This window comes from Georgenia soli, assembly GCF_002563695.1.
GTDB lineage: Bacteria > Actinomycetota > Actinomycetes > Actinomycetales > Actinomycetaceae > Georgenia > Georgenia soli.
In genome coordinates this window covers 927,246-950,633 of record NZ_PDJI01000004.1, presented here as the reverse complement: position 1 = coordinate 950,633, position 23,388 = coordinate 927,246, and the positions used below count along the sequence as shown (strand labels likewise).

General features: G+C 73.5%; 17 protein-coding genes. 8 read left to right on the top strand and 9 right to left on the bottom strand.

Annotation, left to right across the window (positions count from 1 at the left end; all coding sequences use genetic code 11):
• Nucleotides 1–20: 20 nt before the first annotated feature.
• Nucleotides 21–1,016, bottom strand: coding sequence for a cell wall-binding repeat-containing protein (locus tag ATJ97_RS05675; RefSeq protein WP_098482900.1), 996 nt, complete (start codon nucleotides 1,014–1,016; stop codon nucleotides 21–23).
• A 300-nt stretch (nucleotides 1,017–1,316) separates the two neighbouring features.
• Between ATJ97_RS05675 and ATJ97_RS05670 the strand changes: the two genes are divergently transcribed.
• The gene (locus ATJ97_RS05670) at nucleotides 1,317–3,947 is read left to right on the top strand and encodes a cell wall-binding repeat-containing protein (protein ID WP_098482899.1); all 2,631 of its coding nucleotides are present in this window, start codon (nucleotides 1,317–1,319) and stop codon (nucleotides 3,945–3,947) included.
• Between the two features lie 235 nt (nucleotides 3,948–4,182).
• Here ATJ97_RS05670 and ATJ97_RS05665 read toward each other — a convergent pair whose 3' ends face one another.
• The 4 genes from ATJ97_RS05665 to ATJ97_RS05650 all read right to left on the bottom strand — a co-directional run bounded on the left by ATJ97_RS05665 (nucleotide 4,183) and on the right by ATJ97_RS05650 (nucleotide 9,132).
• The gene (locus ATJ97_RS05665) at nucleotides 4,183–5,577 is read right to left on the bottom strand and encodes a cell wall-binding repeat-containing protein (protein ID WP_170037139.1); all 1,395 of its coding nucleotides are present in this window, start codon (nucleotides 5,575–5,577) and stop codon (nucleotides 4,183–4,185) included.
• A gap of 248 nt (nucleotides 5,578–5,825) precedes the next feature.
• Nucleotides 5,826–7,292, bottom strand: a complete 1,467-nt coding sequence (locus tag ATJ97_RS05660) for a cell wall-binding repeat-containing protein (protein WP_098482897.1) — start codon at nucleotides 7,290–7,292, stop codon at nucleotides 5,826–5,828.
• Between the two features lie 158 nt (nucleotides 7,293–7,450).
• Nucleotides 7,451–8,218, bottom strand: coding sequence for a TIGR03089 family protein (locus tag ATJ97_RS05655; RefSeq protein WP_098482896.1), 768 nt, complete (start codon nucleotides 8,216–8,218; stop codon nucleotides 7,451–7,453).
• A gap of 89 nt (nucleotides 8,219–8,307) precedes the next feature.
• A complete protein-coding gene (locus ATJ97_RS05650; protein WP_245862815.1) occupies nucleotides 8,308–9,132 on the bottom strand; it encodes an inositol monophosphatase family protein in 825 nt (274 codons plus the stop codon).
• Nucleotides 9,133–9,388: 256 nt separating this feature from the next.
• Between ATJ97_RS05650 and ATJ97_RS05645 the strand changes: the two genes are divergently transcribed.
• From ATJ97_RS05645 to ATJ97_RS05635, 3 genes are read left to right on the top strand one after another with little or no spacing between them, the layout of a single operon-like run.
• Nucleotides 9,389–9,718, top strand: a complete 330-nt coding sequence (locus ATJ97_RS05645) for a WhiB family transcriptional regulator (RefSeq protein WP_098482894.1) — start codon at nucleotides 9,389–9,391, stop codon at nucleotides 9,716–9,718.
• Nucleotides 9,719–9,731: 13 nt separating this feature from the next.
• Nucleotides 9,732–13,301 (top strand): glycosyltransferase, encoded by a 3,570-nt coding sequence (locus ATJ97_RS05640; protein WP_098482893.1) that lies wholly within the window; start codon nucleotides 9,732–9,734, stop codon nucleotides 13,299–13,301.
• On the top strand, nucleotides 13,301–15,115 hold the full coding sequence (locus ATJ97_RS05635) for a DUF5719 family protein (protein WP_098482892.1): 1,815 nt from the start codon (nucleotides 13,301–13,303) through the stop codon (nucleotides 15,113–15,115). Before ATJ97_RS05640 ends, ATJ97_RS05635 begins: the two co-directional genes overlap by 1 nt.
• Nucleotides 15,116–15,174: 59 nt before the next feature.
• Here the strand turns inward: ATJ97_RS05635 and ATJ97_RS05630 are convergent, their stop codons facing one another.
• Nucleotides 15,175–15,636, bottom strand: coding sequence for a metallopeptidase family protein (locus ATJ97_RS05630; RefSeq protein ID WP_098482891.1), 462 nt, complete (start codon nucleotides 15,634–15,636; stop codon nucleotides 15,175–15,177).
• 72 nt (nucleotides 15,637–15,708) lie between these two features.
• Here ATJ97_RS05630 and ATJ97_RS05625 point away from each other — a divergent pair, with 72 nt between their 5' ends.
• The 3 genes from ATJ97_RS05625 (at nucleotide 15,709) to ATJ97_RS05615 (ending at nucleotide 17,595) form a co-directional block, all read left to right on the top strand.
• Nucleotides 15,709–16,122, top strand: a complete 414-nt coding sequence (locus tag ATJ97_RS05625) for a DUF3499 domain-containing protein (protein ID WP_098482890.1) — start codon at nucleotides 15,709–15,711, stop codon at nucleotides 16,120–16,122.
• A gap of 52 nt (nucleotides 16,123–16,174) precedes the next feature.
• Nucleotides 16,175–16,402 carry a Trm112 family protein gene (locus ATJ97_RS05620; RefSeq protein WP_098482889.1) on the top strand — a complete coding sequence of 76 codons (228 nt, stop codon included), beginning with the start codon at nucleotides 16,175–16,177 and terminating at the stop codon, nucleotides 16,400–16,402.
• A 215-nt stretch (nucleotides 16,403–16,617) separates the two neighbouring features.
• Nucleotides 16,618–17,595 (top strand): cation diffusion facilitator family transporter, encoded by a 978-nt coding sequence (locus tag ATJ97_RS05615; protein WP_098482888.1) that lies wholly within the window; start codon nucleotides 16,618–16,620, stop codon nucleotides 17,593–17,595.
• Nucleotides 17,596–17,716: 121 nt separating this feature from the next.
• Here the strand turns inward: ATJ97_RS05615 and ATJ97_RS05610 are convergent, their stop codons facing one another.
• The 3 genes from ATJ97_RS05610 to ATJ97_RS05600 form a co-directional block, all read right to left on the bottom strand.
• A complete protein-coding gene (locus ATJ97_RS05610; protein WP_098482887.1) occupies nucleotides 17,717–18,631 on the bottom strand; it encodes a glycine betaine ABC transporter substrate-binding protein in 915 nt (304 codons plus the stop codon).
• A gap of 97 nt (nucleotides 18,632–18,728) precedes the next feature.
• Complete coding sequence (locus ATJ97_RS05605; protein WP_098482886.1) at nucleotides 18,729–19,601, bottom strand: ABC transporter permease; 873 nt, start codon at nucleotides 19,599–19,601, stop codon at nucleotides 18,729–18,731.
• Nucleotides 19,598–20,956, bottom strand: coding sequence for a quaternary amine ABC transporter ATP-binding protein (locus tag ATJ97_RS05600; protein WP_211287059.1), 1,359 nt, complete (start codon nucleotides 20,954–20,956; stop codon nucleotides 19,598–19,600). The genes ATJ97_RS05605 and ATJ97_RS05600 overlap by 4 nt, the downstream gene beginning before the upstream one ends.
• 426 nt (nucleotides 20,957–21,382) lie before the next feature.
• On the opposite strand from ATJ97_RS05600, the gene ATJ97_RS05595 reads away from it, so the two are divergent.
• Nucleotides 21,383–23,338: a glycoside hydrolase family 2 protein gene (locus tag ATJ97_RS05595; protein ID WP_098482884.1), complete on the top strand. Its 1,956-nt coding sequence runs from the start codon at nucleotides 21,383–21,385 to the stop codon at nucleotides 23,336–23,338.
• Nucleotides 23,339–23,388 lie beyond the last annotated feature (50 nt).

Sequence of the window (23,388 nt, the reverse complement as noted above, 5' to 3'; positions counted from 1 at the left end):
CGCTCGACCAGGTGTGTGTGCTAGCAGGCCCTCAGCTTCGCAGCGTTGTTGCTGACCACGCCGGTGCCGCCGAGCACCACGACATTGGTGGCGCCGAGGCGGGTGATCTCCGCCTTGGTCGCCGCCGGCACGCACTCCTTGCGGGTGAGGAGGAGCGGCGCGCCCTCGAGTGCGGCCACGGGGGCACCGGCGAGCGCGTCGGGGTAGTCGGCGCCGGAGGCGAGGTACACGGTGTCAGCACCCTGCGGGTACGTCTTGCGTGAGATCGCCGCCGTCGTCTCGTAACGGTCGCTGCCCGCCCACCGCTCAACCTTGGCGCCCGGCACGATGCGCTGGATCTCGCGGACGACGGATGTGTCGACCACGCCCGTACCGCCCAGGACGACCACCTTCGCCGGCTGCCCGTACTCGAGCAGCAACGCCGTGTCTGCGGGCAGGGCGGTGCGCCGCGTGAGCATCAGGCTGCCGCCCAGCCGGCCGGCTGCTGCCGAGCCGCCGAGGGCGTCCGGGAACGATGAGCCGGTGGCGATGAAGACCGTGGTGTCGAAAGCTCCCGTCTCGACCGCAAGATCGACAGCGGTCTCGTACCGGTCCTTTCCGTACAGGCGGTAGACCTCTTCGTAGTCCTTCAGCTGGCTCTCCATGAGGCTGCTGACCGCTCCGGCGCCACCGGCGATGTTGATCCACAGCGGCCCCAGACGGGAGAGTTCGCCTCTCACCGTCGACGGCAGCGCGCCATCCCTGGGCACGAGGAGCAACGGCCCTCCTTCGGCCGCAGCCAGGGGACCCGCCGCGAGCGCGTCAGGGAAGTCGGCGCCAGACGCCACGGTGACGGGGTAGTCGTCGCCCGGGAACTGGGGCACGAAGGCGTACTTCGAGATCGCGACGGCGGTCTCGTACCGGTTCGCCCCGGCCAGCCGGATGTGGGTGGTGTCGCCGTCGGCGGCCGCGGCCGGCGCGGCGAGACCGAACGTTGCGGCCAGGCCGCAGATCGCAGCAACGATCTTGATGCGCATCTAGTGCTCCTGATGACAGGTGAGGGGGGCGCCGTCGGCACCGACGGCGACGACGCTGCGGTCGTGCCCCTATTCAAGCGGTGGACGGCCGATTTCAATGCCGGAATCGGGACGCGATCTGTACGGATCATTGCGGACGCCCCGTCACCCCGCATTCACCCCAGGAGTAGACCCCCTTCACCCGGCACAGCCCCGTACGGGATACCTCTAGGTGAGGAAACTCGACACGGTTAGCGGCCGTCGGCCGCACATTACCGGGGCCGCAACGTTGCGGTCGGGGCGAGCGGGAGGAACGGGGCGATGGAGCACAGAGGACTGCTGAAGGGGCAAGGCATCGTCGCAAGAGGCTGGCGGGTCGGTGTGGTGACGGCCGCGGCCGTCACCCTCGCGCTCGGGCCGGCCGGTGCGGCGTCCGGCCTGCCGCCGACGGCGAACGAGCCCCCCAGTCCGGCAGCGCCTGTGCCCGGCGCGGACGTCAGTGACGCGCTGACGGTGGAGGGAGCCTCCGGCGCCGTGGTGGAGCCCAACTTCTCCGCCACAGACGGTCCGGAGGCACCCGAAGAGGTCGCGCCGACCCTGTGGTGGCGCTGGACGGCACCGTCCAGCGGGACGTACGACTTCCACACCCACGGCAGCGAGGTCGACACGGTCCTCACCGTCAGCCAGGAAGCCACGAACGGGCTGACGGCAGTCGCCTCGAACGACAACGCCGGAAGTGTCGTCACGTCCGAGGTCAGCTTCCAGGCGGAGGCGGGCGCGTCGTACGTCATGGAGGTCGAGGCCAAGGACGGTGACGCGGGGCTCGTCACGCTGGGCTGGACCGGCGACGAGGCAGCTCTCTCCTCGACCCAGGCGGAAGCTCCTGCCTCAGCCCAGCTCGTGGCACCCAGCAGCATCCCCGTCACGATGAACACCGGGGAGAAGCCTCAGTCGAAGCTCTGGAGCTACGACGGGCGGTGGTGGGCGGTCCTTCCCTCGACCGCTGACTCTCAGCCCGGCACCTGGTTGTGGCGCTACGACGCGACGGCGAAGGCGTGGACGAACGTCCTTCGCCTGGCTGAGACGACGACTGCTCAGGCGGACACCAAGCGTGTCGGCGCCGTCACGCACGTCCTCCTGCACGGGACCTCTCCGGTGCTGATCTCCCTCGAGTACGACTCCGTCAAGAAGACGTACAAGCCGTGGTCCGGCCGTCCGAACCCCACCTCGATCAACCTGCCGGCCAGCGAGACCGCGACCATCGACATCGACTCCACCGGCCGCATGTGGGTCGCCTACGACAACGGGACCAACGTCGAGGTGCGAAGCGCACCGAAGCCCTATTCGACCTTCTCCGGGCCCGAGGTCCTCGCCAGGGACATCGACCCGGACGACATCGCCGTCGTCACCGCCATGCCGAAGCTCAACCGCATCGGGGTCTTCTGGTCGAACCAGGCGACAAAGCGGTTCGTGTTCCGCACCCACGCCGACGGCGCCGCCGCCGGCACGTGGACGGCGGCTGAGTATCCCGGGAGCGCGGCGGCCAAGGACACGGTCGGCCACGGGCTGGCCGACGATCACCTCAACGTGGCCGTGGCGAGCAACGGGACCCTGTACGCCGCCGTCAAGACGGGTTACGACACCGTGGGCGAGCCGGTGATCGGTCTGTTCGTGAGGCGTCCGACCGGCTCGTGGGACAACCTTCGCCAGGTCGACGGCATCGGGACCCGAGGCATCGTCCAGCTCGACGAGACTGCCGGGAAGGTTCGCGTCATCTACACGGCAGCGAACGACGGCGCGGACATCCTCTACAAGGAGGCCAGCACGAGCGATCTGTCGTTCGCCGGTTCCGCACGAACCTTGATCGCCGGCAACTACAACAACGCGACCAGCACCAAGGAGAACGTCAACGGTGCGCTGATGGTCATGGCGGCCTCCGGCACCGGGGTCTCGCCGATGGTGGCCCGGTGGGGATCCATCGGCACGGTGCTCGCGCCCCAGCCGGACCCACAGCCGCAGCCGGAGCCGCAGACGAAGACGGTTGACCGGTGGGCGGGTGCTGATCGGTACGCGGTGTCGGCGAACGTCTCGGCGCGCAACTTCAAACCCGGCGTGGCGGTGGCCTACGTCGCGAACGGGCTGACCTCTGCCGACGCCCTGTCCGGGGCCCCGGTGGCGGGCGCTGACAAGGCGCCGGTACTGCTGACGCGTGCCGGGTCGCTGCCCGCCGAGGTGGCTGCCGAGCTCGGTCGTCTGAAGCCGCAGCGGATCGTCATCCTCGGCGGTCCCGGCGCGGTCAGCTCGGGCGTCGCGCAGCAGCTCGACCGCTACACCACCGGCGCGGTGCAGCGCTGGGCCGGCAGCGACCGGTTCGAGACCTCCGCCGCCATCGCGCGAGCCAACTACAAGGAGCCCGGGATCGACGTCGCCTACGTGGCGAACGGGCTCACCTCGGTCGACGCCCTGTCGGCCGCACCCGTGGCGGGCATGAAGGACGCACCGGTGCTCCTGACACGCTCGGACACCCTCCCGCGCGCCGTCGCCGCGGAGCTCGACCGGCTCAACCCGAAGAAGATCGTCATCCTGGGAGGGACCGGCGCCGTCAGCTCCAGCGTCCAGCGTCAGCTGGACGGGTACACCGGCCCGGTGGAGCGCTGGTCCGGGGCCGACCGGTACGCGGTCTCGGTCTCCGTCTCCAGGACGAACTTCCCGAACGGCTCACCCGTCGTCTACGTCGCCAACGGACTGACCTCGGTCGACGCCCTGTCGGCCGCACCGGTGGCCGGCATGAAGAAGGGCCCCGTCCTGCTCACCCAGGCCGGTGCCCTGCCCACCGCCGTGCAGGCCGAGCTCAAACGGCTCAACCCCAGCCAGGTGGTCATCCTCGGCGGCACCGGAGCCGTCAGCACGACTGTCCAGAATCAGATCAGAACCACGATCGGTGCGCGATAGCCGCACGCCACCGCACGGCGGAACAGCCGTGACACAGCAGATGCCCTTCGTCCGGGCCCGAGACCTGCAGGTCGGTCTCCCCGGGCGGAGGGCATCCGCGTGTCTGCGTCGTGGCCGACCCTTCCGTCCGCGGTCACCCGGGGGCGTGGCGATCTTCTCGGGAACCGTCGACGTCGGCTGACCGCTGTGCAGACACCGCGCCGGAGGAGGAGGAATGAGAGCGGGGCCCTGGCCGTCAACGCGTGATGCTGGCGACCTGGTTCTGCACGGTTGCGCTGACGGCGCCCGTGCCACCGAGGACGACGACGCGGTCGGGGTCGAGGCGCTTCAGCTCTGCCTGCACGGCGGCGGGCATGGAGCCCGCCTGGGTGAGCAGGACCGGTGCGCGGTTCTTGCCGGCCACAGGCGCCGCGGAGAGGGCGTCGGCGGACGTGAGGCCGTTGGCCACGTACACCACGCCGGCCCCGTTCGGGAAGGCCGCCCTGGAGACCGTGACCGAGACGGCGTAGCGGTCGGTACCGGACCAGCGGGTTGTCGAGGCGGTGTACCTGTCCAGCTGGCGCTGCACGCCGGGGCTGACCGCACCGGTCCCCCCGAGGATGACGATCTTCTTCGGGTCGAGCCGGTCGAGCTCCGCGGCGACCGCGCCGGGCAGGGAGTCCGGCCGGGTCAGCAGCACAGGGGCGTCCTGCATGCCGGCGACGGGGGCGGCGGAGAGGGCGTCGACCGAGGTGAGTCCGTTCGCCACGTAGGCGACGTCGACACCCGGCTTCGGGTAGTTCGCCCGGGAGATGACGGCGGAGGTCTCGAAGCGGTCCCCGCCGGCCCATCGCTCCACGGGGCCGGACGTGTACGCGCCCAGCTTGTTCTGCACGGCGGAGCTGACGGAGCCGGTGCCACCGAGAATGACGATCTTCGCTGGTCGGAGACGCGCGAGCTCGTTCGCCACCTCGCCCGGCAGGGAGCCCACGTGCGTCAGCAGCACCGGGGCCTTGTCCGCGGCCGCCACTGGGGCCCCCGAGAGGGCATCGGCCGAGGTCAGGCCGTTCGCGATGTAGGCCACGCCGACACCGGGGGCGAAGTTTCGCTCCGAGACCTCCGCCGAGACGGCGTACCGATCCGCACCGGACCACCGGTCAACCGTGCTGCTGGCCACGGACGGCGACGTGGGCGTCAGGACCGTCGACGAGGGGTACTGCGCGAAGTTCTGGGTCGCGAAGGTGAGGCCGTTCCTCGTGGCGACGCCGATGCCCACGTGGGTGAGGCCGGGCCGCAGCATGTTCTCCCGGTGTCCCTGCGAGTTCATCCACATGCTGTTGAACTTGTCGCCCGTGGCGATGGACTGGGACGCGTAGGCGACGTTCTCCGCCGCGAGCCGCCAGCCCGCTGGGTACTGCCTCGAGTAGTCGGGGTTGTGGGACATCCGCCCGACGCGGGCCTGGTTCTCGCTCCACGCCTGGGCGACCGAGTCCAGCTCGACGACCCGCTGCAGGGGCGCTAGCCCGGCCTTCGCCCGCTCCTGGTTCAGCAGCGTGAAGATCCGGTCCGCGACGGACGCGTCCGACGCGCTCGCCGGCGCGGCAGCACCCGTGACGGACAACGTCACCGCCATGACGGCGGTGAGCAGCACGGTCAGCAGTCGAGCCGTGGTCGGCGGCAGGCTTCCCGAGCTTCTGTCCGTCGGTGCGGTCGCACTGCCGTGCGCAGGCGTGCCGGAAGTTGGCTGGTCCATGGCAAGTTCCCCCAGTCTTGCGACCGCCGCGTCCTCTCGTTCCTGACCGAGACATCACGGCGTTAACGGTCCGTGAAAAAGCGTAACTCCCGACGGTTTCCGCGGCCTGCGATTCGGCTACGACGTCGGAGCGTGACTCCCGGCCGTCACATCACTCGTCCGCCGAACGGCAGCAGGTTGCCGTTCCAGATCGCTACCTCCTCGACGAACTTGCCGGTCGAGGGGGCGTGGAGTCGCATGCCGTTGCCGGTGAAGATCGCGACGTGGTAGATCCCCGTCGGCTGGCCGTTGTTGGACCAGAACAGGAGATCGCCGGGGCGCAGGTCGTCGAGCGAGACGCGGGTGGTGGCGTTCCACTGGTCGCGGGTGACCCGGGGGAGCTGCCGTCCTGCCTTCTCGAACGCGCGCATGACCAGGCCGGAGCAGTCGTAGCTGTCCGGTCCGGCGCCGCCCCAGGCGTAGTCCTTGCCGAGCTGGGTGCGCGCCCAGGTGATCGCGGTCGTGCCGGTCCTGCTGGTGCCCGGTGTGCGGTAGGCCGCGGCGATCTTCGCCATCTCGTCCGTGTAGACGGGCGTCGTGGTCACCGGCTTGTCGTCCAGCACCGGGTCCTCGACCCGGCCGGCCGCCTGGTTGAGCACCGCGTCGCTGACGACGCCCGGGCCTCCGAGGGCGACCACACGGCTCGCGCCGAGCCGTGCGAGCTCGAGAGCCACGGTCGGGTCGATGCTGCCCGGGCGGACGAGGAGCACGGGACCGCGCTCGCGGCCGGCGAGCGGCGCCGCGGAGAGGGCGTCGGGGAAGTCGTAGCCGTTGGCCAGGTACACCACGTCCGAGCCGTCGGGGTAGACGGCGGCGGAGATGGCGGCGGAGGTCGAGAACCGGTCGTTGCCGCCGAGGCGGGTGACGGAGCCGGACGTGTAGGTACGGAGCTCGGCGGCGATCGACTCGCTCACGGCACCTGCGCCGCCGAGGATGACGATCCGCTGCGGCCGGAGGGTCCGCAGGGCGCCGGCCACCGAGGTGTCCAGCCGGTCGCCGCGGACGAGCAGCACGGGGTCCTTGCCGGAACCGGCCACCGGGGCCCCGGCGAGGGCGTCGGGGTACGTCAGCCCGGAGGCGACATAGGCGACGCCGACCCCGCTGCCGAAGGTCGCCGCGACCGCCGCCGCCGTCGCGTACCGGTCCGCGCCCGAGAGCCGGGTGACCGACCCGCCGGTGTAGGCCCGCAGCTGTGTGGCGACGGCGTCGCTCACCACGCCGGGCCCGCCGAGGATGACGATCCGGCCCGGCCGCAGCCTGTTCAGCTCCGTCTTCACCACGGCCGGGAGCGCGGTCTGCTGGACCAGCAGGATGGGGGAGCCGTCCGCCGCTGCGCGCGGGGCGCCCGCCAGCGCGTCCGGGTAGTCGAGCCCGTTGGCGACGTAGACCGACGCGACACCCGCGGCGAAGTTGTCGCGCGAGACGGCGGCCGCGGTGGCGTACCGGTCGTCGCCGGACAGCCGGTCGACCGTCGCAGGCGCGGCGAGCGCGGGCGGTGCGAGCAGGGCGAGGAGCACTGCGAGGGCGGCAGCCAGCAGCACGCTGACGCTTCGGGTGGCGGCGGAGGCGGTCACGAATGCTCATTTCCAACGGCGGACAACTTGACCCGCCGCTGGATGAGACGTGCGACACGCCGCTACCAATACGGACGCTGGGTCCTCACCGATGGTAACGGAGTGATCAGTGTGCCGGGTGTGACTTGCACCCGGATTCTGCCGCTGCTCGCGACGCGCTACCAGCGCAGATCCACCCGCTCCTCCGCGGCGATCCGCTCCAGCGTCTGCGCGTCCGTCCCGGGCTCCGCGAGCACGAGCGAACCGCCCGCCCGCCACACGGCGAGCGCCTGCTCCAGGAGCCCGGCCAGGTCGCGGGGCGAGACGAGCGCCCGCACCGGCTTGGGGTCGTCCTCCTCGGCCTCGCCGTGGTTGGGGCGGCCCAGCTCGAGGGTCCCGCGGGCCCAGTCGGCGAGCTCGCCGAACGTGGCCTCCAGCCCCGCGCCGACGAGCGCGACGTCGTCGTCCTCCGGCTCCGAGACGTAGCCGAGCTGGTCGCCGTAGCTCATCAGCTCGGCCGCGGCGTCGACGACCTCGCCCGGCAGCTCCGGGCCGTCCCAGGACATCGCCAGCGCCGGCAGGGCGACGGCGAGCACGAGATCCGCGTCGTCCGCCCCCGGCGCATTCTCCGGGTCGGTGGTCACGACGACGTCGACGTCCTCCACCTCCTCCTCGGGCAGCACGACGCGCGCTCCCGTGGTCCAGGAGGCCAGGGCCCACACCAGGGTCCGCCAGTGGACGGGCAGGTCCAGCACCACGGTGGTGCCCGGCTCGGCGTCGGCCTCCTCGACGAGGAGGTTCGCGGCCTTGGTCACCCAGTTCGCGAGCACGCGCCCGGAGAGCTCGGTGCGTTCGCCGTCGGATCCGTACCAGGTCAGCCTCGGCGAGGCGCCGTCGTGACCGAACGCGTCGAGGAGGCGGCCGGGGAGAGTGTCGGGATGCGTCATGGTGCTGAGACTACGGGCGCCCCCAGGGTCCGTCGCCTCGCTCCTGGGGGTCGCGCTCGCGTCAGGGAGCGGCTGCTCGCGCGTGCGGACTACTCGATCGGGTGGTCGTGGTCGCGCACGATCTCGGTGATCTGCGGGTACTCGGCGTCCCCCGCGAAGGCGGCGTAGTGCGGGGCCTCCCACACCGAGGTCGTCAGCTCCGCGCCGTCGCGGTAGCCGTGGAACGACCCGCCCGCCTGTCGCACGAGCAGGGCGCCGGCGGCGATGTCCCACGGGTGGGTGGAGGTGCCGAAGGTGCAGTCGACCCAGCCGGCCGCCACGTGCGCCAGCCCCAGCGCGCCGGAGCCGCCGCGGCGGACGGAGCGGAACTCGTCCACCAGCATCGCGAAGCGCTCGCCCGCCGCGGGGCCGGCGGCGACGTCACGGGCCGCGGGGTAGTCGGTCAGCACGGTGGCCGCCGACGCCTCGGCGGCGCCCGCGCAGCGCAGCGGCCGACCGTCGAGCCACGCGCCGGTCAGGTCCGCGGTGAAGAGGTTCTCGGCCATGGGGTCGTAGATGACGCCGGCCGTCAGCTCGCCGTCGACGGCCGCCGCGATCGAGACGCAGAACTGGGCGATGCCGCGAGCGAAGTTGGACGTGCCGTCGATGGGGTCCACGAGCCACAGCACGGCTCCGTCGCCGACCGTGCCGCCCTCCTCGCCGAGGATCCGCGAGTCGGGGTGGGCACGCAGGATCGAGGCGCGGATCGACTCCTCGCTGGCGGTGTCGTACTCGGTGACCAGGTCGTGGTGGTCGCGCTTGAACGCCACCTCCACCTCCGCCCGGAACGCGTCGCGAAGCATCGGGCCGACGGCGGTCGCGGCCTCGACGGCGACCTCGCGCAGGCTGGTGGAGAGGGCGGTGAGGTCGGTCACGGGCAAGGGAAGCCTCCGTCGTCGGTACCAGGCCATCCTGCCAGCAGGCGACGCGCGGGCATCCCGGCCGAGGATCGCGCGGTTTACGACGACGAGGCCCGCTAACCCACGGGAGCGCCGACACGCCGCACGACACGCCGGAACGAACCACACTCGTGAGATTTTCCGGGCCGATATAGCACCGTTCCGCTTGACGAACGAGGATGACACGCGTGTAATTCAGGGGTCTGGTCCGCTGAAGGAAAGGGGAAGTGCCGTGTGGAACATTCTCGGTGATGGTCCGCTGACCTTCAGCATGCCGTCGGCGACGCCGCAGGGTGGCGCCGACGTCCTGCACCTGGTGGGCACGGACGGCCCCGACGAGGGGGCCCTCGCCTGGCAGGACCGGGCACTGTGCGCGCAGACCGACCCCGAGGCGTTCTTCCCCGAAAAGGGCGGTTCCACCCGCGAGGCCAAGCGGGTCTGCACCTCCTGCGAGGTGCGCTCCGAGTGCCTCGAGTACGCGCTGGAGAACGACGAGCGGTTCGGCATCTGGGGCGGCCTGTCCGAGCGCGAGCGTCGCAAGCTCAAGCGCCGCGCCGTCTGACGCTGCCGCTTGGATGGCGGCCACGACCCCCACCCCCGTCAGACCCTCCACGCTCGCCGTGGTGGTCAGCGCCGGCGTCTCCGTCTACCTCCCGCGGACGCTCGCCGCGCTCGCCGCCCAGACGCACCTGCCCGACGTGGTGGTCGTCGTCGACGTCGGAGCGCCCGGCAGGGACCTCGGCACCGGCGTGCCCGTCCACGACGCCGTCGCCGGGGCGGGCCTCGACGAGGTCACCCGGGTCCGCGTCGTCCGCGCCCCGGAGGCCACCACCTTCGGCGAGGCCGTGCGCCAGGGCCTGACCGAGTACCGCGCGCTGGTCGAGCGCGCCGCCGAGCGGGCCCGCAAGCGTGAACGGGCCACCGGTTCGCTGAGCGGGTCGTGGTCGCGGGTCACGGGTGAGCTCACCCCGGTGACCACGGGGGAGTTCCGCGCCGTCGGCGTCCTGGGCCGGGCCCCGGACGCAGGCGCCCAGCCGGACTGGCTCTGGCTCCTCCACGACGACTCCGCCCCCGCGCCCGCCGCCCTGGACCAGCTCCTCCACGCCGCGGAGTCCGGGCGCTCGGTCGCGATCCTGGGCGCCAAACAACGCGACTGGACCGAGCCGGACCGGCTCCTCGAGGTGGGCGTGCGCGCCACCCGCACCGGCCGCCGCGTCTCCGACATCGAGCCCGGCGAGATCGACCAGGGCCAGCACGACCACCGCGAGGACGTCCTCGCCGTCGGCACGGCCGGCGCCCTCGTGCGCGCGAGCGTGTGGGAGGAGCTCGGGGGCACGGACCCCGCTCTCGGTCCCTTCGGTGACGGCCTCGAGCTCTCGCGCCGCGCCCGCCTCGCCGGCCACCGCGTGGTGGTCGTGCCGACCGCCGTCGTCCACCACGCCCGCGCGTCCCTCCTCGGGCTGCGGGCCGGGCCGACGACACACACCCAGGACCCGGCCGCCGCGGTGCCGGACGCCCGCCGCTCCTTCCTCGCGCGTCGCCGGGCGCAGCTCTACAACGCGTTCGTCGCCGCGCCAGCGGCGCTCGTCCCGCTGCTGACCGTCGGGTTCGTCCTCCTCGCGCCGCTGCGCGCACTGTGGCGCGTGGCCACCAAGGAGATCGGCCTGGCCGGCGCCGAGATCGCCGCCGTGCTGGCCGTGCTCGCCCAGCCCGGCGCCGTGTGGCGCGCCCGACGTCGCACCGGCAGCGTCCGCCGCATCCCCGCCCGGGCCCTGGTGCCGCTGCAGGCCACCGGCACCGAGATCCGCCGCGCCAAGCGGGACGTCCGGCGCACGGCGGCCGCCGCGCGCCGCGCCGCCCAGGCGCCCAGCGAGCTCGAGATCGCCGAGCGCGCGGCGCTGGCGAGACGACGGCGCACGGCCGCCACGCTGACGGCGCTCGCCCTGACCGCCGTCGCCCTCGCGGCGTTCGCGCCGCTCGTCCTGGCGGGCCCCCTCACCGGTGGCGCCCTCCTGCCGGCCGACGCCACCCTCGCCGAGCTGTGGCGCGCCGCCCGCTCCGGCTGGGTCGCGGCCGGCGACGGCCACCCCGGCCCGGCGGACCCGTTCCTGCAGGCGCTCGCGGTGCCGATGCTCCTCCTCGCGCCGTTCGGGGCCTCCACCAACGTGCTGGTCACCGCACTCGTGGTCCTGGCGGTCCCGCTGGCCGGGATCGGGGCTTGGTTCGCCGCCGGCGCCGCCACCCGGTCGGTGTGGCTGCGCGCCTGGGCGGCGGTGGTGTGGGCCCTCGCCCCGAGCCTGCTGCTCGCGACCGGCCAGGGCCGGCTCGGCGCCCTCCTCGCCCACCTGCTGCTGCCGTGGGTGGCGCTCGGGGTCGCGCGCGCCGTGGCCGTGGACCGGCGTGATGTGGTGCTCTCCGGCATGGTGGGCGCGCGACGCACGGCCCGTGCCCGCACCCTCGAGGCTCTCCGGGGGCCGACCGGGCCGGAGGGTGCGCACGACCTGGAGGCCACCTCCGCACCAGGGGGCACCGTCGCCACCCGGCGCACGCGCGCCGGCTCGATCGCCGCCGGCGCGGGCGCCGCTCTGGCCCTGGCCGGTGCGGCCGCGGGAGCCCCCGTGCTGCTGCCCGCCTCCGTCGTGGCCGTCCTGCTGCTCACCCTGGCGGTACCCCGACGGCGGCGCGTGCTGCTCGTCGTCCCGGTGCCCGCGCTCGTGCTGCTCGGCCCGCTCGTCGTCGCCGCTCTGGGCGACCTCGAGGCGGGGAGCTGGCGGCTTCTCCTCGCCGACCCGGGGGTGGCCTACGCCTCCGACGCCGGCCCCTCGTGGCTGGCGGCGCTCGGCTGGCCCGTGGAACCTCCGGCTCTCCCCGGCCTCGACGGCGAGGGCGCGGCCACCCTCGTCGCCCGCTGGGGCATGGTGCTGGGCGGTGCGACGCTCGCGCTCGGTGCCGTGCTCGCCCTGCTGCGCGGCACCGGCCGGGCACGGGCCGTTCGCGGGGGCTGGCTCCTCGCGCTCGTCGGCCTGGTGACCGCGCTCCTGGCGGCCCGGACGGACGTCGCCGTCGGCACCGGTCTGGACGGCGCGAGCCAGGTGGTGCGCGGCTGGGCCGGGGCCGGCACCTCGCTCGTGGTGCTGGGACTGCTGATCGCCGTCGTCTCCGCGGGCGACGGGTTGCGCGACGCGCTGGGCACGCGCAGCTTCGGCGTCGGCCAGATCGTCGTCGCGGTGCTCACCCCGCTGCTCGTGCTCGGGCCGCTGGTCACGGCGGCCGGCTGGCTGGTCTCGGTGCACCAGGCCGGCGACGACGCCCCCACCGAGCTTCTCGCCGTCCACGGCCGCGACACCGCACCCGTGCCCGCCGTCGCCGCCGAGATGCAGTCCTCCGGCAGCCGCTCGCGCGTCCTCGCCCTCACCCCGGCCGACGGCACCGTGCGCGCCGAGATCTGGCGGGACGCCGGACCGCAGCTCACCGAGACCTCCGCCGCCGAGTCCGCACGTGAGCTCGTCGGGGCGGGCCCGGACGCCGCGGAGGCCGAGGTCGCCGAGGTGGTCGCCGCGATGGCCGTCGGTGCGGCCGACGACGTCGGCGCCGTCCTCGGACGGCACGCCGTCGGGATCGTGCTCGTCCGGCCGGAGCCCAGCTACGTGCCCGCCGGCACCGAACCCACCACCGCCGAGCGTGCCGCCCTGGTCGAGCAGCTCGACGCCACCGCCGGGCTGGAGCGCGTGACCGAGAACGAGTCCGGTGCGATCTGGCGCGTCTCCCGGGAGGCGGGTCAGCCGGGCACGGCGGACTCCGTGGCCCGCGCCCGGGTGGTGGACGCCGACGGTGCCTGGGTCCAGGACGTCGACGCGGGCCAGATCCGGATCGGCACGGAGCTGCCGTCGGGGCCGGAGGGACGCACCCTGGTGCTCGCCGAGCGGGCGGACACCGGCTGGCGCGCCTGGTACGACGGTCGCCCGCTGCGTGCGACCACCGACGGCTGGCGCCAGGCCTTCGAGCTGCCCGCCCACACCGGGACCCTCACCGTCGGCCACGAGGCGCCCGGCGGTACCGCCTGGGCCTGGGCGCAGGGCGTCGTCATCGGCCTGACGGTCCTGCTGGCCCTGCCGATCCGCCGACGCCGGACGGAGGTGGAGTGATGAGCGAGAACAAGACCCCGCAGGACGTCCCCGACGAGACCCCGCAGGACGCGGACGAAGCGCGCGCGCCGGAGGAGGCACGCGCGCCGGAGGAGGCACGCGCCCCGGGGGAGCGGCCAGCGACGGACGACGCGGCCCACAAGACGGACGAGACCGGCGCCGAGCCGGACGACGCCGCCTCCGAGGTGGGCGACGCAGCCTCCGCGCCGAGCGACGATCCCGGCCGCCCCGACGGGGACGGCACGGCCGACGTCGCCGAGTCACCTGCACCGCGTCCGTCCCGCGGGCGCTCGGTGGCCCGTGGCATCGGGCTGACCGTCTCCGGCCTCGCGCTGCTCGCCGCGGCCGGCGGCGCCGTCGTCGCGGCGGCGGCCTGGCCTGCCGGGACCGCCGAACGGGTCGCCCCCGATGCCGTGGAGGTCCCCGCCGGTCCGGTCACCACGGTGTGCGCCGGGCCGCCCGCTCTCGCCACCGGTGAGGGCATGTCCGTCGACCCCGAGCTCGACGCGGCGGACGTCACGCCGTCCTCGCTCACCCAGCTGCTCACGCTGCCGCGCGAGAACGGGGGAGCGGCGGAGGCCACCTACACGCCGATCGAGGGCGACGCCCAGGACCTCGCCCGCACCGGCCAGGTCCGCGCCCTCCAGGTCGTCCCCGACAGCACCGGCATCCTCCGGGCGGAACCGGCCGGGGACGTCGCCGCCCTCCCCGCCGGGGCGACGCTCACCCGCACCGACGCCGGCGACCTGCGCGGGCTCGCCGCCGCTCCCTGCCTGGCTCCGCAGAGCACCTCGTGGCTGGTCGGCGGCGGGACGGACCTGGGCCAGAGCGCCCAGCTCGTGCTCACCAACACCGGCGACACCCCGGCCACCGTCACCGCGACCATGTGGACCACCATCGGTGTGGCCGACGCGGCGCGGCTGGCGGAGATCGTCGTCGCGCCGCGCAGCGAGACCGCGGTGCTGCTCGAGGGCGTCGCCACCGGTGACCCGGCCCTCGCCCTGCGGGTGGACGCCAGCGGCGGGCAGGTGGCCGCGCGCGTCCAGGACACCCAGCTCGACGGGCTCGTCCCGGCGGGCGTCGACGTCGTCACCCCCGCCGCCCCGCCCGCGCTGACGGTCACCGTGCCGGGGGTCGTGCTCGCGGAGTCCAGCATGGACGACCCGGCCTCCTCCGCCGTCCGGCTCGTCAACCCCGGTGAGGAGACGGCCACGGCCACCGTGAGGCTCCTGGGGCCCGACGGCGAGGTCGACGTGCCCGGCGCCGAGGACGTCGTGCTCGATCCCGGAGCCGTCCTCGACCTCACGCTCGCGGGCGTCGAACCGGGTGCGTACGCCGTCGAGATCACCGCGGACCGGCCGGTCACCGGTGCGGTGGTGCTGGCCCGGGTCGGCGAACCGGGCGAGATCGACCCCGACGTGGCGCCGGTCGAGCGGGCGTGGACGCCGTCGGCCGCGCCGGCCACCTCCGGGGTGCTGGTCACCCCGGGCCTCGGGGAGCTCGTCGACACCGCCACCCTCACCCTGACCAACCCGGGCGAGGAGGACGCCGCGGCCGAGCTCGTCCCCGTCGGCGACGGCGGAGCGCTCGGGGAGCCGGTCACCGTCACCGTGCCCGGCCGCAGCACCGTCACCTCTGACGCGGCGAAGCTGGCCGCGGGCGCCGTCGCCGTCCAGGCGAGCACCGAGGCCCCGGCCGGGCTCCTGGCCGCGACCGTGCTCACCGCGAAGGCCGCCGACGGCGAGCTGGTCAGCGTGCTCCCGCTCTCGCCCGACCCGCACACCGCGCGGTCGGTGCGCGTCGACGTGCGCTGACGCTCGCTGCGCGCGACGTGAGTCGCCCAGCGCTGCGGGTCGACGGGCGCCGCGGGACCTCAGTCACCCAGGTACTCCGGGTCGATGTCCTCGGGCGAGCGCCCGAGCATCCCGGCGACCTGCTCGACCAGGACGATGCGCACCAGCATCTCGGTCTCCTCCGCGTCCTCGACCCGCGCGAGCACCGGGCGGCGGTAGACGACGATGCGGTGCGTCAGTCCGGCGGGCGGGTCGGCGGGGAAGTAGCGCCCCAGCGCCACGGTGCGGTGCTCCCAGGGCGCCGGGTCCGACGGCGGCACCTCCTCGACGGCGAACTCCACGCCGGCGAGCTCCTTCGGCCAGCGCTTCTCGAGGCGCCGCACGCAGCGCAGGACCGTGTCGTCGAACTTGTCGGCGCGGGTGCGCCAGGCGGGCAGCGTCGGCGGGACGAGCGGGCCGCGAAGGCCACGCCCCCGACGGTCCCGGCGCCGGGCCCCCCTGCGTCGGGGGAGCGCCGGGACCGGCAGCTCGGACTCGCTCATGGCTTCGAGGGTAACGGGGACCACGGCGTGGAAGCGCCGCCGTGTCGGCGGGAGGGGGTAGCGTCAGTCGGCGTGAGAGCCGTCCGTCAGTGCACCAGGTCCGCCTGCGACCGCGCAGCCGTCGCCACGCTCACGTACGTGTACGCGGACTCCACCGCCGTGCTCGGGCCGCTGTCCTCCAGCGCCGAGCCGCACGCCTACGACCTGTGCGACGTCCACGCGGAGCGCCTCACCGTGCCCCGCGGCTGGGACGTGGTCCGCCTGGCGACGGAGTTCGTCCCGGCCGCCCCGTCCGACGACGACCTCGTCGCGCTCGCCAACGCGGTCCGCGAGGCGTCGCGGGCGACGCCGCGGACCGCCGTGCCCGCCCAGCGTCCGGGTTCCGCCGTGCCCGCTCCCGTCACGCACCGGCTTCCCGAGCCCGCCGCCGACGGCGAGATCACCCGGCGAGGTCATCTCCGGGTCCTGCAGGGCGACGCCGACTGAACCGCCCGATCTGCCGACCGACGAGTCGGCAGACCTACCGAGGAGCACTTTCATGAGCCAGCACCCGCAGCCGCCGCGATCCGCCCAGATCGTGGGGATCGACCCCTGGGTCCGGCACGTGCTGCGCTGCCCCGTCACCGGCGCCGACCTCGTGGACGGGACGGGGCCCGACGGTCAGCCGGAGCTCGTCTCGACGAGCGAGGTCAACAAGCTCGCCTATCCCGTGCGTGACGGCGTGCCGATCCTCCTCGAGTCGGAGGCCCGGCGCCTGGACGCCTGACTCCCGCTCGGGCGTCGAACCGGTCGCCCGGACGCCGGCTCCTGAGCTGGGAGCCCGTCGCCCGGCTCCTGAGCTGGGAGCCCGTCGCCCGGACGCCTGACGGCGCGGCGGCACGCCTGCCTGTCCGGCAGCGGTCCTCCCGCGAGGCGGGCCCGCGGGGCATGGCCTAGTGTTTCCCCGCCGGACGAGCCGGCGCCGTCGGGAGGGATGAAGTCATGGCATCGGGTGGGGGCACCAAGGCGGTCATCACCGCGCTGGCCGCGAACATCGGGATCGCGGTCGCGAAGTTCATCGGCTACCTGCTCACGGGGTCCAGCTCCATGCTGGCGGAGTCGGTCCACTCGGTCGCGGACTCCTCCAACCAGTTCCTCCTGCTGATCGCGGGCAAGCGCTCGAAGCGGAAAGCCTCCGAGATCCACCAGTTCGGCTACGGGCGGGTGCGGTACGTCGCGGCGTTCGTCGTCTCCATCGTCCTGTTCACCCTCGGTGGCCTGTTCGCGCTCTACGAGGCCTGGCACAAGTTCAGCGACCCGCACCCCATCGACTCGTGGCAGTGGGTCCCGGTGGCGGTGCTCCTCGCCGCGATGGCGATGGAGGGCTTCGCGCTGCGCACGGCGCTGAAGGAGGCTGAGCACGCCCGGGGCAAGATGTCGCTGATGCAGTACATCAAGGCGTCCCGCTCTCCCGAGATCCCCACCATCGTGCTCGAGGACACCGGCGCTCTGCTCGGTCTGGTCTTCGGTCTGTTCGGCGTCGGCATGACCCTCGCCACCGGTGACGGGCGCTGGGACGCCGTCGGCTCCGCCGCCATCGGCGTGCTCCTCGTGATCATCGCGATCTTCCTCGCCCGCGAGGTGACGTCGATGCTCATCGGCGAGTCGGCGATGCCGCAGCACCACGACGCGATCGAGCGCGCGATCCCCGGCGCCGGCGTGGAGCGGGTCATCCACATGCGCACCATGCACCTGGGGCCGGACGAGGTCCTCGTGGCGGCCAAGATCGGCGTCTCGGCGGGCAGCACCGCCGGCCAGGTGGCCGACGCCATCGACGCGGCCGAGCAGCGCATCCGTGCGGCGGTGCCGCTCCGGACCCAGATCTATCTCGAGCCTGACCTGTACGAGGTCGCGCGCCACGAGGCCCGGACGGTCCCCGCGGGCGACGACGTCGCCGGCACGGAGGGCGCGCACCAGTAGCCGACGCAAGCGGCCGGGGCGAGACCGCGGAGAAAAGTCAGGCCGGGTGGTCCGTACGTGATGTACGGACCACCCGGCCTCGGGCCGGCCGCCCGTCAGCTCGTCGAGCCGACCGCCGGTCTCACTCGATGCCGATGCCGCTCAGGAAGTCGGGGTTCTCCTCGAGCCAGGCGTCGACCGACGCGGCCGGGTCGTCGCCGCCGTCCTGGTTGAACATGAGGTTCTCCAGCGAGTGCAGGTCGTCGCTGGACATCGCGAAGCCCTTGATCATCTCGGCGACCTCGGGGTAGGCGCCGGAGAAGTCCTTGTGGGCGTAGGTGTGGATGGACTCCGCGTCACCGAGGCTGCCCTCGGGGTCCTCGAGGTCCTTGATGGGGTACTCGTCGTAGGCCCAGTGCGGGCGCCACAGCGTCACGGCGATGTTCTCGCCGGCCGACGTCGCGGCGTCCAGCTCGGCGAGCATGGCCGGCGTGGAGGAGATGAGGTAGTCCATGCCCTCCAGGCCGTACGTCGGGATGACCGCCTCCTGGGTGGTCTTCGTCAGGCCGGCGCCCGACTCGATGCCCACCAGGCGGTTGCCGAAGAGGTCGGCGTTCTCGGCCAGCTCCTCGAGCGAGTCGACGGGCGCGTCCTCGTTCACCGCGATGGTGAGGGCGGCCTCCTCGTTCCAGGTGCCGAGGTCCTCGAGGTCGTCGCCGTACTTCTCCATGTACGAGGCGTGCGTCAGCGGCAGCCAGGTGTCGAAGTTGAGGTGGTAGTCGCCCTCGGCGAGGGCGGTGAAGACGACGCCGGCGTCGGCGGTCTCCATGTTCACCTCGTACCCGGCCTCGGTGAGGATGTGCTCCCACAGGTACGAGACCGCGATGCCCTCGTCCCACCCGGAGTGGATGCCGATGTTGATCGGCCCGGCGTCGCCGGAGCCGCCGGCCGTGCCGCCGTCGGTGGTCTCGCCGTCGGCGGAGCCGCACGCGGCGAGCGTCAGCGCGAGGGCCGTGGTGGTCGCGAGGACGGCCCCGCGACGCTTCAGATTCTGCATTCCGTTTTCCTTCCGTGAGCGCAGGCGCGCTCTGGTTGTTGGCCGGTTCGGCAGGTTCGTGCCGGGCCCGCCCCCGGCGGGCCCGTGGTCGGGCAGGTCAGGCGTCGGCGGCCCGCAGCTTCAGCGCGCGGGAGACGGGGGAGCGGTCGCCGAGCGCGGCGGTGACCCGGTCGAGGTACATCGCGAGGATGACGACGGCGAGCCCCGCCTCGACGCCCAGGCCGATGTTCACGCTCTGCAACGCCTGCACCACGGGCTGCCCCAGCCCCGGCGCGCCGACCATGCCGGAGATGACCACCATGGAGAGCGCGAGCATGATGACCTGGTTGATCCCCGCCATGATCGTGGGCATCGCCAGCGGCAGCTGGATCTGGCGCAGGATCCGTCCGGGGGTGGCGCCGAACGCGTGCCCCGCCTCGACGACCTCCTTGTCCACCTGCCGGATGCCCAGCTCGGTGAACCGCACCCCGGGTGCCATGGAGAAGATGATCGTGGCGACGATGCCCGGCACCACGCCCACCCGGAACAGGATGACGGCGGGGAGCAGGTACACGAACGCGGGCATCGTCTGCATGAAGTCGAGGACCGGCCGCAGCGACGTGGACACGGTGGCGTTCCGGGCCGCCCAGATCCCGAGCGGGACCCCGATGACGATCGCGAAGACGCTGGCGACGATGACGAGGGCGAGGGTGGACATCGCGGCGTCCCACTGGTCCACGCCGTAGATGACCGCCAGGCCGAGGAGGGACGCGACGGCGAGCCGCCAGCCCTTCGCCGCGAGGGCGAGGCCGGCGAGCACCAGCGCGACGATCCAGAACGGGGGCGCGCCGACGGCGGTGGCCAGCAGGTCGAAGACCGCGCTCAGGGCGCTGCCGATGCCGTCGAACAGCGCGTCGAAGGTGTCGGTGAGCCAGTCGACGAAGGTGTCGATCCAGGCGCCGAGCGGGATGCGGAAGAGCGGGTCGTTCATCGCAGCCCTCCTTCCGTCGAGACCCGGACGTCGTCGGTGCGGCCCTCCGTGGGCACGGCCGAGGCGCCGTGGGCCACCGGGTGGTCCCCGCCGGCCTGAGACGCGGCCTCGTCGGCGGAGCCGTCGGTGCCGGCGTCGGCGCCCTCCGCGGGGTCGGGGCTCGCCGGGGAGGCGGGGCTCGGTGTGCTGGGAGCCATCGCCTCGAGCAGCGCGACGCGCGGGACGACGCCGAGCAGGCGACCGCCGTCGTCGACCACGGCGAGCGGCAGGCGCGACTCGGCCGCGGGGGCGAACATCTCCGACAGCGGGGTGTCGGGGCCGACGGCGGAGTGGTCGGGGTGGACCAGGCCGTCCAGGGTGTCGGTGCCCTGGCGCTGGGCGGCGACGAGCTCGTCGTCGTGGACGGACCCGTGCAGCACCCGCCGCCTGTCGACGACGTACGCCGCGGAGACCTGGGCGGCACGCATCTCCCGCAGCGCGACCGCGGGGCCGGCGTTGCGCGGCACCGTGACGACAGGACGGCTCATGAACGAGCCGGCGGTGAGCACGCGGGACCGGTCGACGTCGGCGACGAACCTGGCGACGTAGTCGTCGGCGGGCTCGGAGAGGATCTTCTCGGCGGTGTCGACCTGCACGATCCGCCCGTCGCGCATCACGGCGATCCGGTCGCCGAGGTGCATCGCCTCGTTGAGGTCGTGCGTGATGAAGACGATCGTCTTGCCGAGGTTCGCCTGCAGCTCGACGAGCTGGTCCTGCATCTCCCGGCGGATCAGCGGGTCCAGCGCGGAGAACGCCTCGTCCATCAGCAGGACGTCGGTGTCCGCGGCGAGCGCGCGGGCCAGGCCGACGCGCTGCCGCATGCCGCCGGAGAGCTGGGACGGCAGGTGGTCCTCCCAGCCCGCGAGCCCGGTCATGGTCAGTGCCTCGGCGGCGCGGGCACGACGTTCCTCGCGCGCCACACCCTGGATCTCGAGCGGGTAGGCGGCGTTGTCGAGCACGCTGCGGTGGGGGAGCAGCGCGAAGTGCTGGAAGACCATCGACACCTTCGAGCGTCGGATCTCCCGCAGCTGGGCGGGGGACACGTCGGAGATGTCGGTCCCGTCGATCGCGATGCTGCCGGCGGTGGGCTGCAGCAGGCCGTTGAGCATCCGGATCAGCGTGGACTTGCCGGAGCCGGACAGGCCCATGACGACGAACGTCTCGCCCTTCTCCACCTCGAAGGAGGCGTCGATGACGGCGGCGGTGCCGAGGGGCTTGACCTCGTCACGGCTCTGGCCGCTTTGCAGTCGCTTGACCGCCTCCTGGGATCGACGGCCGAACACTTTGTAGACGTGCTGGGCGCTGATGGCGCTCACGATCACCTCACGATTGTCGAGGGCACGGTGGCCGGGCGCTCGGGGAGCGACCGTCCTCGTGTCGCGTCCGGCCGCGTCTGGGGGGACGATGGCCGTCGGCGGAGCCGGCGTGACGCTGCCGGAACGGCTCGTTCCGGCGCGCGCGGCCCCTTAGGGCATGGTTCGGACACGTCACCATGGCATCGATCCGTCGAGGGGGACACCCCCCGGGAAGTGGCGGATCGCGCCAGTTTCGGGCAGGCCCGTGCGGAAAGGTCGCGGTTCCCGGCGACGGCGGATCGTTACCATCTTGTGATCATCCATGGTCATTTCTTGCCCAGAACGAGAGATGGCACACAACAAGCGGGCTCCTGCCGATGACGGCATCATGAGCCGGAGTCGCCCGTCCGCCGGCAGCGGACGATGACGGATGGAGGGGCTGGGACGATGACGCCACCGCGCACCCGGATCACCCGGGCGAGCCGGCAGGACGGCCGCTATCCGCGGCCGCAGCTGGTGCGGCCGGACTGGGTGGACCTCTGCGGGCCGTGGGACTTCGCATCCGGACCGGTCACCGCGCTCGACGACCGCCCCCCGTTCGACCGTCGCATCGAGGCGCCGTACCCGCCCGAGTCTCCGGCGTCAGGCGTGGGGGACACCGGGTACCAGCCCGTGGTCTGGTACCGCCGCACGCTCACGGCGGCGGAGGTCGAGGCGGCAGGCGGCCGGGGGGACGGCCGCCGCGTGCTGCTGCACCTCGGCGCCGTCGACCACGAGGCGGACGTCTGGCTCGACGGCCACCACGTCGGCCACCACGTCGGCGGGCAGACGCCGTTCACCTGCGACCTCACGGCGGTGCTCGGCGACGGCGACGCCGAGCTCGTGGTCCGCGCCCAGGACGACCCGCACGACGTGTCCCAGCCGCGGGGCAAGCAGGACTGGCGCGAAGAGCCGCACGTGATCTGGTACCACCGGACCACCGGCATCTGGCAGCCGGTGTGGCTCGAGACCGTCCGGGCGGACCACGTCGAGGAGCTGGCGATCGTCCCGGACGTCCCGGCTGGCGCCGTCGACGTCGAGGTGCGACTCTCGGCCGGGGCCGGGGCCGGGACGCCCGCCGCGGCCGACGTCGGTCCGGAGGCGGACGACGCCCTCCGGCTCCGGCTCCGGGTCCGCGCCGAGCACGAGGACGAGCTCCTGGCCGAGCAGACGGTGCGGGTGCTCGGGCGGGACGTGCGCCTCCGCCTGGACCTGCCCCGACAGCACAACGGCCAGCAGTACGAGGAGCTGCTGTGGTCCCCGGAGAGTCCCCGGCTGGTGGACGTGACCGTGCAGGTGCTCCGCGGCGACGACGTGACCGACACCGTGCTCAGCTACACGGGGCTGCGCAGCGTGGCCGCCGCCGGTCGCCGCTTCCTGCTCAACGACCGTCCCTACTTCGTCCGCTCCGTCCTCGAGCAGGGCTACTGGCCGGAGAGCCATCTCGCCGCGCCGGGCGCCGAGGCGCTGCGGCGCGAGGTCGAGCTGATCAAGGAGCTCGGTTTCAACGCGGCACGGGTGCACCAGAAGGCCGAGGACCCCCGCTTCCTGTACTGGGCGGACCGGCTGGGGCTGCTCGTGTGGGGCGAGACCGCGAACGCCTACGCGTTCGACGCGCGCGCCGTCTCCCTCCTCACCGCCGAGTGGACCGAGCTCGTCCGCCGGCGGCGCTCGCACCCGAGCATCGTGACCTGGGTGCCGCTCAACGAGAGCTGGGGCGTCCAGCACGGCTCGCACGTCGCCGCCCAGCGGCACTACGGGCTCGCCCTCGCACATCTGACCCGGGCGCTCGACCCCACCCGGCCGGTGGTCTCCAACGACGGCTGGGAGCACACCGACTCCGACATCTGGACGATCCACGACTACAGCCCGCACGGCACGGAGCTGCGCGCCCGCTACGGCACGGCCGACGCCGTCGCCGCGCTGCTGGACGGCATCGGCCCGGCGGGCCGGCGGATGCGGCTGACGGAGGAGCCGGACCGCGGGCAGCCGGTCATGCTCACCGAGTTCGGGGGCGTCAGCCTCGCCCCCGCCGGCGACCCGCAGGCGTGGGGGTACTCCACGGCCCGGGACGCCGCCGACTTCGCCGCCCGGCTCGCCGAGATCCTCGACGCCGTCAACGCCTGCGAACCGCTCGCCGGGTTCTGCTACACCCAGCTCACCGACACCGGGCAGGAGACCAACGGTCTGCTCACCGCGACCAGGGAGCCGAAGCTGCCCGTGGCCGAGCTGCGCGCCGTCATCACCGGTTGCCGGGACGACGGGACGGCGGAGCCCGACGAGCGTCGGGGCCAGGTAGACGATCCAGCACCGGGTGCCCACGCCCCCCACCCGGACGACGACGGGGCGTCGCCGCAGGTGTGAGGACGCCGGCGGATGTGCTGCCAGCAGGCGTAGCACCCGCCCGCCTGCCT

What these genes read in the sequence shown, in the direction of transcription:
- ATJ97_RS05640 (WP_098482893.1), top strand. Translation starts at nt 9,732, where the DNA reads ATGGCGGCCACGACCCCCACCCCCGTCAGACCCTCCACGCTCGCCGTG.
- ATJ97_RS05675 (WP_098482900.1), bottom strand. Translation starts at nt 1,016, where the DNA reads ATGCGCATCAAGATCGTTGCTGCGATCTGCGGCCTGGCCGCAACGTTC.
- ATJ97_RS05615 (WP_098482888.1), top strand. Translation starts at nt 16,618, where the DNA reads ATGGCATCGGGTGGGGGCACCAAGGCGGTCATCACCGCGCTGGCCGCG.
- ATJ97_RS05635 (WP_098482892.1), top strand. Translation starts at nt 13,301, where the DNA reads ATGAGCGAGAACAAGACCCCGCAGGACGTCCCCGACGAGACCCCGCAG.
- ATJ97_RS05655 (WP_098482896.1), bottom strand. Translation starts at nt 8,218, where the DNA reads ATGACGCATCCCGACACTCTCCCCGGCCGCCTCCTCGACGCGTTCGGT.
- ATJ97_RS05605 (WP_098482886.1), bottom strand. Translation starts at nt 19,601, where the DNA reads ATGAACGACCCGCTCTTCCGCATCCCGCTCGGCGCCTGGATCGACACC.
- ATJ97_RS05630 (WP_098482891.1), bottom strand. Translation starts at nt 15,636, where the DNA reads ATGAGCGAGTCCGAGCTGCCGGTCCCGGCGCTCCCCCGACGCAGGGGG.
- ATJ97_RS05610 (WP_098482887.1), bottom strand. Translation starts at nt 18,631, where the DNA reads ATGCAGAATCTGAAGCGTCGCGGGGCCGTCCTCGCGACCACCACGGCC.
- ATJ97_RS05670 (WP_098482899.1), top strand. Translation starts at nt 1,317, where the DNA reads ATGGAGCACAGAGGACTGCTGAAGGGGCAAGGCATCGTCGCAAGAGGC.
- ATJ97_RS05595 (WP_098482884.1), top strand. Translation starts at nt 21,383, where the DNA reads ATGACGCCACCGCGCACCCGGATCACCCGGGCGAGCCGGCAGGACGGC.
- ATJ97_RS05620 (WP_098482889.1), top strand. Translation starts at nt 16,175, where the DNA reads ATGAGCCAGCACCCGCAGCCGCCGCGATCCGCCCAGATCGTGGGGATC.